At 44.4% G+C, this 12,112-nt stretch carries 11 protein-coding genes and 1 tRNA gene; 3 read left to right on the plus strand and 9 right to left on the minus strand.

The annotated features are described in order from the left end of the window. The first annotated feature begins 27 nt into the window (after nucleotides 1–27). On the plus strand, nucleotides 28–2,880 hold the full coding sequence (locus SIB79_RS05350; RefSeq protein WP_063404005.1) for a UPF0182 family protein: 2,853 nt from the start codon (nucleotides 28–30) through the stop codon (nucleotides 2,878–2,880). A gap of 22 nt (nucleotides 2,881–2,902) precedes the next feature. On the opposite strand, the gene SIB79_RS05355 is transcribed toward SIB79_RS05350, so the two are convergent. Next, on the minus strand, nucleotides 2,903–3,505 hold the full coding sequence (locus SIB79_RS05355) for a peroxiredoxin (protein ID WP_063404004.1): 603 nt from the start codon (nucleotides 3,503–3,505) through the stop codon (nucleotides 2,903–2,905). Between the two features lie 171 nt (nucleotides 3,506–3,676). On the opposite strand from SIB79_RS05355, the gene SIB79_RS05360 reads away from it, so the two are divergent. Together SIB79_RS05360 and SIB79_RS05365 are read left to right on the plus strand one after the other, a co-directional pair. Then, the gene (locus tag SIB79_RS05360) at nucleotides 3,677–3,970 is read left to right on the plus strand and encodes a hypothetical protein (RefSeq protein ID WP_063404003.1); all 294 of its coding nucleotides are present in this window, start codon (nucleotides 3,677–3,679) and stop codon (nucleotides 3,968–3,970) included. Nucleotides 3,971–4,166: 196 nt separating this feature from the next. Next, nucleotides 4,167–5,297: a CapA family protein gene (locus tag SIB79_RS05365; protein ID WP_063404002.1), complete on the plus strand. Its 1,131-nt coding sequence runs from the start codon at nucleotides 4,167–4,169 to the stop codon at nucleotides 5,295–5,297. 471 nt (nucleotides 5,298–5,768) lie between these two features. On the opposite strand, the gene SIB79_RS05370 is transcribed toward SIB79_RS05365, so the two are convergent. From SIB79_RS05370 to SIB79_RS05405, 8 genes are all read right to left on the minus strand, one after another. Further along, nucleotides 5,769–6,824, minus strand: a complete 1,056-nt coding sequence (locus SIB79_RS05370) for a peptidoglycan DD-metalloendopeptidase family protein (RefSeq protein WP_413681160.1) — start codon at nucleotides 6,822–6,824, stop codon at nucleotides 5,769–5,771. Between the two features lie 711 nt (nucleotides 6,825–7,535). Continuing rightward, nucleotides 7,536–7,609: transfer RNA gene (locus SIB79_RS05375), tRNA-Met, on the minus strand. Between the two features lie 37 nt (nucleotides 7,610–7,646). Next, entirely contained in the window at nucleotides 7,647–8,603 is a 957-nt protein-coding gene (locus tag SIB79_RS05380) for a M23 family metallopeptidase (protein ID WP_063404000.1), read from the minus strand. A 119-nt stretch (nucleotides 8,604–8,722) separates the two neighbouring features. Next, nucleotides 8,723–9,223, minus strand: a complete 501-nt coding sequence (locus SIB79_RS05385; RefSeq protein ID WP_063403999.1) for a tRNA (cytidine(34)-2'-O)-methyltransferase — start codon at nucleotides 9,221–9,223, stop codon at nucleotides 8,723–8,725. Next, nucleotides 9,220–9,780, minus strand: coding sequence for a bifunctional adenosylcobinamide kinase/adenosylcobinamide-phosphate guanylyltransferase (gene cobU, locus SIB79_RS05390; RefSeq protein ID WP_063403998.1), 561 nt, complete (start codon nucleotides 9,778–9,780; stop codon nucleotides 9,220–9,222). The genes SIB79_RS05385 and cobU overlap by 4 nt, the downstream gene beginning before the upstream one ends. Next, nucleotides 9,767–10,915 (minus strand): proton extrusion protein PcxA, encoded by a 1,149-nt coding sequence (gene pxcA / locus SIB79_RS05395; protein ID WP_063403997.1) that lies wholly within the window; start codon nucleotides 10,913–10,915, stop codon nucleotides 9,767–9,769. Before pxcA ends, cobU begins: the two co-directional genes overlap by 14 nt. A gap of 10 nt (nucleotides 10,916–10,925) precedes the next feature. After that, the gene (gene psb32, locus SIB79_RS05400) at nucleotides 10,926–11,615 is read right to left on the minus strand and encodes a photosystem II repair protein Psb32 (RefSeq protein ID WP_063403996.1); all 690 of its coding nucleotides are present in this window, start codon (nucleotides 11,613–11,615) and stop codon (nucleotides 10,926–10,928) included. Between the two features lie 33 nt (nucleotides 11,616–11,648). Beyond that, nucleotides 11,649–12,056 carry a tellurite resistance TerB family protein gene (locus SIB79_RS05405; RefSeq protein ID WP_063404133.1) on the minus strand — a complete coding sequence of 136 codons (408 nt, stop codon included), beginning with the start codon at nucleotides 12,054–12,056 and terminating at the stop codon, nucleotides 11,649–11,651. Nucleotides 12,057–12,112 lie beyond the last annotated feature (56 nt).

The following is a 12,112-nucleotide window of genomic DNA, read 5'->3' on the forward strand; positions in this document are numbered from 1 at the left end:
ACGACTTAGCCTGTGTTGATTGAGTCGATGGGCTTGGCTGGTTTTGCCCGACCCTTGCAATGGTTCAAGAGCCAATGGCTTTGGCTCTTGCTCTCTATTGCAGCTTTCTGGTTGTTGATGCGGGTTCAAGTCGAATGGTTGTGGTTCGGTCAATTTGATTGGCAAGGGATGCTTCTCCGCCGTTGGCTCTGGCAACTGGGAGGACTTCTCCTCGCCCTTCTGGTTGTCGCGACTTGTCAGCTTTGGCAGCGCAACTGGATCAAACTCGAAGGTGCAAGCAACTTGGAAGAGCCATCCCTTTCCCTGCATGGATGGCGTTATGGCTTGGGGCTACTTGGCTGCTTCGTGGTGGTGGTCGGTGATCTTGTATTACTCAGTCGATTGGCGTGGTTAGCTTGTTTCAAGCCATTTGACCTTGGGCATTGGTGGAGTGAACCTTTTGAAGACATTTGGGCGCTGGTGATTCCGCTGTCCTGTGTATTCATCTCAATTTGCGTGATGCTTGGCAATGCCCGAGGGGGAAGGATTGCTCATTTAATGGGTTGTTTTTGCTTCAGTATCTCGATTGCTAGAGGCTGGGGGCTATGGGCACTCGCCCTTGCTATACCTCCTACAGGTATTAAAGAACCACTACTGGGTGGCGATGTAAGTTTTGGGCTCGGCCAATTTCCAGCACTAGCCTTTGCTTTGGTTGTTCTGTTGGCCCAACTAATCTTAACAACATGTACGACTATATGGATGAAGTTAGCCCAGCCTGAATCGCTTTCGGATTGGGTTTTCAAAGGTTTATCTCCTAGACAATGCAATTTTTTAAGGCCACTAATCGGCATCATACTTTTAACACTTTCAGCATTTTTATGGTTATCACGTCATGAACTTCTCTGGACGCAGAACGGTACGGTGGCCGGAGCTGGTTGGTTGGATGCTCACCTGATACTTCCTCTGCGAAGTTTGGCAAGCTTGGCCATTTTGGTTTTCGCATTTCTGGTAATTCCATTTCCATGGATACAACAAAGGCGTCTATTGAGATTAATTGCTTCAATTATTGGCTTAGGAGCAATTCTTCTCGAAGTACTTTTGGCTCCATTTGTGCAGTGGATGGTCGTCAAACCTAGAGAACTGAAACTAGAAACCCCTTACATCATTCGAGCAATTAAAGCCACAAGGAAAGCATTTCAGCTTGACTCGATAACTACCACACTTATTAATCCTCAACCTCAGTTAACTCAACTTGATCTTGAACAAGGTGCTAGCACACTAAGGAATATTCGTCTATGGGACAGTCAGCCTCTATTGGCAACCAATCGTCAATTACAGCAATTGAGGGTTTACTATCGCTTTTCAAATGCAGCAGTCGATCGTTATCGCTTTGTGCCTGACGTCGCGAACCGTCAACAGGTCATGATCACAGCACGTGAACTTGATCAGGCTGCACTTCCAAAACGTTCACGTACTTGGTTGAATCGTCATTTTGTATTCACGCATGGATATGGCTTTACTCTCAGTCCAGTCAATACAAGAGCACCCGATGGTCTACCTGACTATTTTATCAGTGATCTAGGAACCTCAACACGTCTTGAGGGTAGTTCTGAGCTAGGCATTACTCGTGAAGATGTCAAAGAGGCTGTCCCTATTGGGAGAGCAGCTCTCTATTTTGGAATGTTACCCTCTCCTTATGCTCTTGCTCCGAGCAAACTAAAAGAACTGGATTATCCAGTAGGTGATAAGAATATCTACAATCACTATTTAGGATCAGGAGGTGTGCCGGTGGGGCATCCCTGGCAACAATTAGCAGCAGCTATGTACCTTTTCGAACCTCGTCTCCTTAATACAGGATCGCTAACGAATAATTCCAAACTTCTTATTAGGCGCGAAGTAAGGCAAAGAGTGAGGGCAATAGCGCCATTCCTTGAAGTCATTGGTGACCCATATTTGGTCTCTACTTCAGTTAGTTCTAAAGATCTTGATTATGAAGCTAAGCAAAACCAATACTGGATTGTTGAAGCTTATACAAGCTCACGCACATACCCCTACGCAGCAAACCTCCCAGATGGTCGCCCGCTGCGATATTTACGTAACTCAGTCAAAGCTATTGTTGATGCATACAGTGGTCGTGTTCACTTGTATGTGAGTGAACCGCGGGATCCGATAATATTGGGTTGGCAGCGATTGTTTCCAGATCTTTTCAAACCTCTTGAGGAGATGCCTTCAAGCTTGCGAGAGCATCTCAAGGTGCCTACAGATTTGTTTAATGTACAGGTACAGCAATTACTTAGATACCACGTTACTGATCCTCGTATATTCTATAGCGGTGATGATGTTTGGCAGGTTCCAAAGGAACTCTATGGTAGGCGGCAGGTTCCTGTTGATCCCTATCACATCACTGCACAATTAGGTACTCAAGAAAGTTCAGAATTTCTCTTATTACAACCACTAACACCACTGGCTCGCCCCAATCTTTCAGCGTGGCTCGCTGCTCGCAGTGATGGTGAGCATTATGGAAAATTAGTCTTGCTACGTTTCCCAAGTCAAACGCCAATCTTCGGTCCTGAACAGATTCAGGCCCTTATCAATCAGGACCCACAGATCAGCCAACAGTTTGGTCTTTGGGATCGTGCTGGATCTGAAGTTGTGCAAGGCAACCTTCTTGTTGTACCCCTAGGCAAGGCCCTTCTTTATGTAGAACCTGTTTACCTAAGGGCACGTCAAGGTGGTTTACCAACCCTTACCCGGGTAGTTGTTAGTGATGGCAAAAGGATTGCCATGGCTGAGGATCTCGGAGAAGGCCTAAGGGCCTTGGTTGACGGATCAAGCAATAAAGCAGTGTATTTAAATAGAAATGATCTGCCACCAATTAAGGCAGCAGATCAATCAAATTAATTATGTATTGATAGATTAATGATTAGTTTATTGAGGCGAAGAACTCCTTACTTCCAACTGGGTCTGGTTTCATTGTTTTCTCTCCTGGTGTCCAATTAGCTGGGCATACCTCATCTGGATGTGACTGTACATACTGAAAGGCCTGCAGTACACGTAATGTCTCATCCACGTTCCTTCCTACTGGTAGGTTGTTGATTGTTGAATGCATTATGACTCCATCTGGGTCAATGATAAACAAACCACGTAGGGCTACTCCAGCAGCATCATCTAAAACGTTATAGGCTGTCGAAATCTCTTTCTTGAGATCAGCTATCAGTGGATAGTTGATGTCACCAAGCCCTCCTTCCTTACGTGATGTCTGAATCCACGCAAGATGGCTGAACTGACTATCGACTGAAACACCTAATACCTCTGTGTTTCGACTTGAGAAATCAGTGTAACGATCACTAAATGCTGTAATTTCTGTTGGGCATACAAAAGTGAAATCTAGAGGATAAAAGAATAAAACCACATACTTCCCCCTGTACTGGGAAAGGCTTATTTCCTTAAACTCCTGATCAACAACAGCTGTAGCGTTGAAGTCTGGGGCCTGCTGACCCACCCGTAGGCATTCGTTGGTCGTCATGATGGAGAGTTAAGAGTTGATGGCTCTGCAAGAGATGTGCTTAATCAGAGCTAAAGTGAAGTCGGTATGACTTCTAGTTGGCTACTCAAATTTATCATGCCATGCCTATTTTGATCGCAATCGCTAAGGGTAACCAATATGGCTGAAACGGGAATCATCTAAACTTCTTACATGCTCAAACAAACAACAGCCTGGGACCAAGCCTTGCTACGTAAGTTCAGTAACACAGGCCATTTTCGCCTTCTCAATCAGCTTAGGACTGAACTTAAGCTCCAACCACTAATTCGCGATCCCAACACTAGAAAGCTAACCCTGCAGGCGATGCCGATTCGATCTGTGAGCTACCGAGCCAATAGGCGCCCCTACACGCCTGAGGCATCCCATAGCGATAAAACACAGGCTGTAGAAGCGAAAGAGAACCAGAGTTCATTTCGACAAAGACTTAATGCAATTGAAATGCGTTAGTTGATTTGTGTTGATCGATTCAATTCTCGAATAAGTTTCAATTTCCATTTTAGGCATACTGCTATCAAAGCACAATGAATATTATTTGATCCTTTTAAGCAAGAATAATATTACAAGCTTAATGGAAGGATTTAAGCTTGTAATGCGATTTACCGTATAATTCATGCCAAGCTCAATATAAACTTATGTCAGAGTCATGATGAAAAAGTTAAACGGGATGATTCGTGCAGTGTTTTTTTCTTCTGTAATTATTTCTTTTGTTGATATCTTTCGCGGGATCAATATATATGCAAGTCAGAATGATGCTGATTCGAATTCAATGGATAAAACGAGAAAAGTAGATGCTGGGCCAGGTAGGTCTAGTTCTGGAATTGTCAAATTTAGTTTTAACTCATTTGGGGATTCAGGTTGGTCACGCTCGCATGTTGCCCGTCCTGTATTTGGCAATAGCTTTAGAAAGGCTTACCACAAATTCGATCCATCATACAATCTAATTGGCGATATCAATTATATAAACTGGGAAAGTTCTGTTGGCAGTACTTGTGATCTTTTTTGGTCTAAGCCGCTACCTTCACATTATGCTTTTCTTACTCATCCAAGAGAACTTGGCTCAGCTATAGGGCTGGGCTTTAATCTAATCGGATTAGCTAACAACCATACCTTCGATTGCTTAAAGTCTGTTGAAGGCAATGGCCCACTTCAGACCTTGTCTCATGTTCAAAATTTACAGGCTAATTTAAGAGCCGATAACAAAGAGGCTCTATTTAGCGGAGTTTATGAGTTCGCTGATGAAGGAGCAGCTGAGGGTTTGATATCTGTTAGTGGCAGCTTGATACCAGTACGTTTCCTAAGTGCATATGTTGGCGGTAATTTGAAGCATTGTCGAAACATGGTTTGTGATAGTGATCTGCATCACTACAAATCTATAATGGCATCCAAAAAGGGGCTGAGAGTTCTGGCCTTACATAGCTGGAATCAATCTAGTCATCAACGGTTGAAGAATATTCTTCTGTCATGGCTGAACATGGGGCTCGTAGATGTGGCTATAGGTTCAGGCCCCCACGTTGCTGATTCCGTGTCTATTATCAAAACACCGAGCGGACTAGGAGTGTTGGCTACGAGTCTTGGAAACTTCATACACCCATCTTTAAGTCAACAAAAGAACAATATTGTGTTACAGACTGAATGGAGTTACAATAACCAGAGTAGAGAACTTGAACTAGGCTCTGTTAGTACGACGACTGTAAGTTGTGAAGGAGAATCATGTCGTATAGGCTTATCTAAGCTGTACGATTTGCCAAAGCAAGGGAGAAGTATTGCCAAATAAATAGTTTGCGTATTAATGCTGAATAGCACAATTAAACGATTGAATTATTGATCTTTAAATTTTCATATTAAGCAGGAGTGAAATTGTTTGGTTTAATAAATGAATTGCCATGGTGATTTGATTGATTTAATCTAACTTTTGTTGAAGATATCATTGGTCGAAAAAGATGCTTCTGATCTATTGTTGACCAACCATCCCTTTAAATGAAACGTATAGATGGCCGCCAGTGATAATATCTACGCTACTAATCTTTACTATGATTAATTCTTAAGGTATGATTCGCACTAATTTAACAAGAACTTGAATTCTATGGGCATGGCATTTGGATCAATTCTCTTGGCTGGCTGGCTGAGGAGTTGAAAAGTATAATTTCAAGAAATATAAGTGCAAGAGGACTCTAAAATCTTTAAGCATATAAGTTTGCCCTTATCAGTAGACAAATGAATGTGTGGGATTGTTTTAGGTATTTGATCACACATGATGTTCGTGGAAGGATCTATGATGATAGCAATATTGGAGATTGGGCGCTATTGTTACTATTTTTGAGGGTAGGAGTGTTGCTGGATTGATTGCTGTACCGCTCTTCTTCCTTATCTCAAAGTGTAGGTGAGGCCCAGTGCTACGTCCTGTGCTCCCCATTGTTGCGATTGTGGCTCCTTGGGGTAGAATCTGACCCTTTTTAACAAGTAGTCGATTGTTGTGAGCATAACGAGTTGAATCTCCGTTTACATGTGCTATTTCTACAAGATATCCGTAAGCTCCTTTCCAGCCCGCATAGGAAACAATGCCGCCTTTGGCCGAAAGGATAGGTGTATTGACCTTATTTGCGATATCAATACCTTGATGCATTCTTCCCCAACGCCAGCCATACCCTGAGGTGATTACACCCTTTGTCGGCCAAATATAAGAGTTCGTGTCACCTAGATCTATCCAGCCAACTCCTTTACTGAGTAGAGAAAGGGATTGTAGGTTGTTACTGCCAAGACTTGTAGTTAATGTCCTTTTCTGAGGACGTGTTGCCTTGGCAACTCGAATATTCCCACCAACTGTGAGTTGATTGAATTCAAGACCTGGATTTAGCTGTCGAATCCTCTGATGTGTTTGTCCATGCTGCTTGGCAATTGATGCAATCGAGTCTCCGCTTTGTATTTTTACCACGCTTGAAGGTGGAGCGGGGGCGGTAACTGGCGGTGGGTTGGGGCTCACTGATGCTATGTCTAGATTCTGAGACCACTTCAGGCGAGATTTGGCTGATACAGGTAAGACAATCCAACTACCAGGCTTTAGGCTGTTTCCTGATGGCTGATCATTGATTTTTGAAATCTCAGATAAGGAGATGCCAAGCTGATGAGCAATGAATTTAATCGTTGCTGGTTTGTTGATTTTGACCCATATCTTTCCATCAGGCTCAGGGAAAACAGGTGGTGGTAATGGATGGGAGGAGGGATGATGATATTTACTGGCTTCACCAGGCAGGTGGTTGAGTGTCCCCAGTGCAAGTACTGGCGCAGCGATGGTTGAGATCAACAACGGCAGCGAGTTCATGGAGACCAATCGAAGTGCTCTACCCCTTAGACATTCCGCCTTGAGGAGTTCGCGCGAAAATTAACGTTTGAAGTAGAGATGCGCAAGGGGTGCTTGATTGGCTATTCCTGATTTGAACCTACAGAAAAGGTTCTCATCTTTGTGCAAGGGTAAAAATGAGAGAAACGCGATTAAAAATCCTGGAGGACATCAATACTTTGCAAGTATTTATACCCAGGGCGACCGTCGTCGCTTTGACCTGCCTTTGCTTGTCAGCATAAAGCCATTGATGTTTTAGTTGCGGTGAGCGTGCTTCTGAAAATCTTGTTCAGGCTTACAAAATTGCCAAGAACCTCAAATCTGGCTAATCAGCTCTTGCCGGAGGTTGATATCTATTTTCACTCGACGTCAGTTCGATCTCGTTATTTTCCAAAATCTTGCCGACATTTACCTGGATTCACTTTCTAATATTCCTTGATTTTCGCCTAGGTTTTGTGGAATTATGTTCTATTTATTATTTGGTCTGGTTTGATTTGTTACGGTTAAGGTTCATGGGTTTATTTGAACAAATCTTAACCCCGATTTTTCCGGTTATTAAATGTGTGTCACTTGAAATGAGTTAGGCTATGATTTTATCTATAGCTATAATTATTTTTTAGATTCAATAGCATTATAAATTAATTAGCGGAAGGTTAACTATTTGAGAGGGTAAAATGGCTCGGGGGAGACTTGAACTCCCGACCTTGGGGTTATGAATCCCACGCTCTAACCAGCTGAGCTACCGAGCCTTGTCGTCAACAACAATAAACGATGGACATTTTTCGATCAAACCATATTGGCTGGAAGCAGCGTTCTTGGATTCATGGCCAAGCCACCCTTCTTTCGGATCTCAAAATGAAGATGTGGCCCAGTACTACGCCCAGTACTGCCCATTTTTGCGATGGTAGCTCCTTGGGGTACAAGCTGGCCTTTGCGGACTAAGAGTTTGCTGTTGTGTGCGTATCTAGTCGATGCACCGTCTGAGTGAGAGATTTCCACAAGGTAACCATAACCACCCATCCAACCAGCATGGGTCACAATTCCGTCTTTAGAAGCCCTGATGGGTGTGCCCGTCAGATTGGCGATGTCGATGCCCTGATGCATTCTCCCCCATCTCCATCCGAATCCAGATGTATATACACCCTTAGTAGGCCATATGTAGGAATCAATGCTACCTAGTTGAAGCATGTCATTATTTTTGGTGAACAGATCAGCCGTGCTTACAGATGATTGATCATTTAAGCAGGTGGGGCAGTTACATGGAGACTCAAGTGAACACTCCTTTTTAAGGATATTATTGCTACTTATTTTTGTTTGGATCTGTACTTTATTTTTATTCTTATTTATATCATTGAAAGAGTAAAAAGAATTTTTTTTCTTAGTTTCATCAAATGGAGGTGGGGGAGGCAGCAGTGCCGCATCTGAATCCAGGTAACTAATTCGACCCAAGTTGCCATGAACAGATCTTGGCAAGACAATCCAACTGCCTTTGCTCAGTTCTGTATGTGATGAATTTTTATTGAGTTTTGACAGTTCAGTCGCTTTCAGTCCGAGCTTGCTTGCAAGTTCCTCTATGGTTATGGGTAGGGCAACTTTTATCCATACCAGTTGCTGTGAGCTTGTGCTTGAGATCTTGACCTTCTCCCGGACAGCACTATTTGCATAGCCAGGCAAGGACCCAAGGTTTCCTAAAGCAAGCACTGGTGCTGCAATGGAAGAGATAAGCAACAACAGGGGCTTCATTCACTAAAGTCGAAGTTCAAAACCCCTATCAAGCCGAACTTGGCCGGAGTCCGGGAGAAGTTAGCTGATTTCCCCTCGATTAGGCAAGGGGTCGCAGAAACAAGCTTGGTTCGGTTTACTCACCACAACCCCAGTTGCCGGCCAGCCTCAAAGCTCACGATGGCGCAAGCCACAGACAGGTTTAGGCTCCTTACTCCGCCCTGCCCCTGTTCACTTGCTGCTCCAGGCATGGGAATTGTCGTGATCTGATCACACTGCTGACGTGTTTTGCTAGGAAGACCGGTATCCTCACGGCCGAAAAGCAAAACATCTCCGGTTTGGAAACGCATCGAACGGAGGGGGATTCCTCCAAATCTGCTGCAACCGATCAGTCGATGATTCAATGGCAGGCACCTGCGAAATGTATCCAGGTCAGAATGAACTGATAAATCGACGTGAGGCCAGTAATCAATTCCTGCTCTACGTAGATAGCGATCATCAAGGCTGAACCCAAGAGGTTCAATCAGAGCTAGTGGAATGTGGAAGGCTGCACAGGTCCTGGCGATATTTCCTGTATTTGGTGGAATACGTGGCTCGTATAGAGCTACGCGTAATGGTGAACATTCATTTGGATCGTTCATGGCACCGCAATACCAAGCTGTTTGAGATTCAATGCTCGACCCTGTAAGACAAGCCAGCTGTTTGATGCCAACGGTTCCAGTTCCTGAGATAGCTTCCCAAGACGATCTCTAAAAAGACCTCCATTGGATGTACTTGGTACAACACCCCAGCCAGTTTCCTCAATGACAATTACGATGGATGCATCATGTTGTTTAATCGTTTGCAGGAGATCGTTTTTCAGGGCTCTCCAATTGCTCGAAGGTTGGTCGAGATGCCATGCAACAAAACCACCCAAGGCTTCAATTAAAACAACATCTGATCTTGGCATTTGAATGATTGCCTTTTTAAGGTCTGGGCCAGATTCAATTACTGACCAGTGCTTTGGTCGACGATTACGATGTTTTTCAAGCCTTTGCTCCCAATTCAGGTCGCCAGCTCTTCTCTGCGAGGTGGCGATATAAGTTACAGACTTGAACTGTTTGACCAAGTGTTCAGCCCATCGACTCTTTCCACCTCTGCTTGGGCCTGAAACTAGGGTAAGGCCATTAAGTATAGGAATAGTGTTAGCTACTACCATTCATTCCGCGTAGGGTTGCAACAGAAGAGGGAGAGACTCGATTGAGATAACGAAAAATCCAGTACTTAAAGATGGTTGCAAGTATCACAGGGAAGGTTGCAATGAATAAAAGTATGAAATTTTCTCGAGCTGGAAATCCAAAATGATTTGCAATCCCCTGCAATAATACCTGCCACCCTTCGGGACTGTGGAAGCCTACAAACATATCTGTAAAAAGAATGATTGCGAATGCCTTTGCAGAGTCACTTAAGCCGTAAATTGCTTCGTCTAGAAACCCTCGGAGAACTCTCAACTCTTCCCGATTAATTATACAAACAAAAGCAAAAGCAATCAGTGCTGCGAGATCTGCTAGGACATTTTTTATTGCATGTGTGCTTTCTTTATCAGCTTCATCCTTAAGTTGAATAGCTTTTATTGCCAGAGCCTTCTGTAGTTCGTCTTGACTTGGGATTGAATCACCTTTGAGTAGGGCATCAAACTCTATCTCTGCCTTAAAAACTCTAAGTTTTTCAACTGCTTGTTCTTCAAGTTGCGGTTTGGGATAACTCAGAAATGGCAGCTCTGGGGCCAAGTAGTCAATCGCCGGGGTAATGAGATAAGTTCGGCTGATCTGTTGCACAAGTAACGGCACCAGAATTAGCAGCAAGATGATCTTTAGTGAGATCAGAGTGGAATCGCGACGGCGGCGAAAACCTGCAACCAATGTCGCCTCGGATGTTGGATCAAGCTGTCGTCGCACCTTATCAACTAAACCAAGAAGTGATCTGGGAAGAGGGTCTGGTGCCCTGCTTATGGATGTTGATCTTGAAGAACGCTTCGGGGCATAGCGATTAACAATCTTCTCAATTAACTGAAATTTTCGATATTCCTGACTGTCAAGTTGGCTGATATTAGGCTTAATAGCCTCAAACGTTAAGCGACAGATATTTACAGCCGTATGAAATTTGTGCAATATGGTTGACTGTAATGATCGAGGAACAGAAAGTTGCAGGTTGGGTCTTATAGGCCGATCGCCGTAGTATTCAAGCTCAAGTGTCTGGATCAGAAGTGCTGCTTCGTAACCACGTTCAAGGTCATTATTGATGTCTATCGATCGAGCTTCCCCAAATGTTCTCATCCAGTCCCTAAGCGTCATGGTGTTTGACTCAGCGAGAGAACACCCACCAAGTGGCCATCGGAACGATGGTGCCTACAACCATCAAGACAACGACCACAAGTGTTGCATTACTGCTTTGTGTTTGTTCTTGTGATGGGATATTGGTTTGCTTAATTGCGCTAAATGTTTCGATAGGAGGTCCTGGGTCCTCCCCTCCATCCAATACAACTTGTAAGCGAGCAATTGCATCAAAGGATGCTTGCTGGTAGCGCTCGCCTCCCACTACTGGCTTGTTCATTGTCGTACGGCCAGTGCTCTGTAAAAGGGCGTCCGGTAATGTGCTTTTTAAACTTGTATCTGCCAAGACAACAGTTTGCTTGGTTTGTGCATCTATCAACATCACTAGCAGGGGCAGCTCTTTTTCACCAGCGTTTGTGGACCATCGATCGATCAGCGAACTACCGAAGTTGGAAAGGGAAACGCCATAATCAAGTTTACGAAGAGTAATCAAGCGAGCATCAAGTCTTTCGTTTCCGAGCTCAACAAGACGTCCTTCAATCTGAGAACGAGACACTCTGCTGAGGACATCAGCAGAATCCACAACATGGCCTTCAGGCCTTGCAACAGGAAAATCTTCTGTTGTTATGGCAAAGGCTCCTGGTACAAGGAGAATCAGACCCAGGAGGATGCTGATCAGAACACCGAGAAAGCGGCTTGATCTCAATCTCAGCACAGGCATCGGTTCAACAACAGCTCATAATGCAGTCTGACGTCAGCTGAGCAAGCTGTCTCGATTCAGAGCAGAAATTGCTTGAATCACAATCATTGCTCGATCAGAAGGTAAGTCAAGCTTGCAAGCTAGATCCTCCAGGAAAGCAGCTTCCTCCTTTGAGACCTCGCGATCTGAATGGACCAGTTGGGCGGCAACTGCCAAGGCACTTTCCTGTTGAAGCGAAGACAGGGCAGGTAAGGCTTTGCTAATCAGTCCATCTACACCCTCCTGGCGCAACAGGCTGAGGAGTTGATCAAAAAGCTCGCCCATAGCGGCTTCCGAGCTCTCCCGATAGGGGTATCTGAATTCAAGTAGGCGACGAAGGGCATGGGCTTCGTCGCGACCGAGAACCCCGTCACAAGAAACGGCAGCGAGGGCAACTGCTGCAAAGGCTTCAGCGTCGGTCATGAAAGCTGGAACAACACAACCCATTTGAGCAAGAGTGCGTGCATCTGACATCGCTT

The sequence above is a fragment of the Prochlorococcus sp. MIT 1342 genome (genome assembly GCF_047304495.1).
Classification (GTDB): Bacteria; Cyanobacteriota; Cyanobacteriia; order PCC-6307; family Cyanobiaceae; genus Prochlorococcus; species Prochlorococcus marinus_D.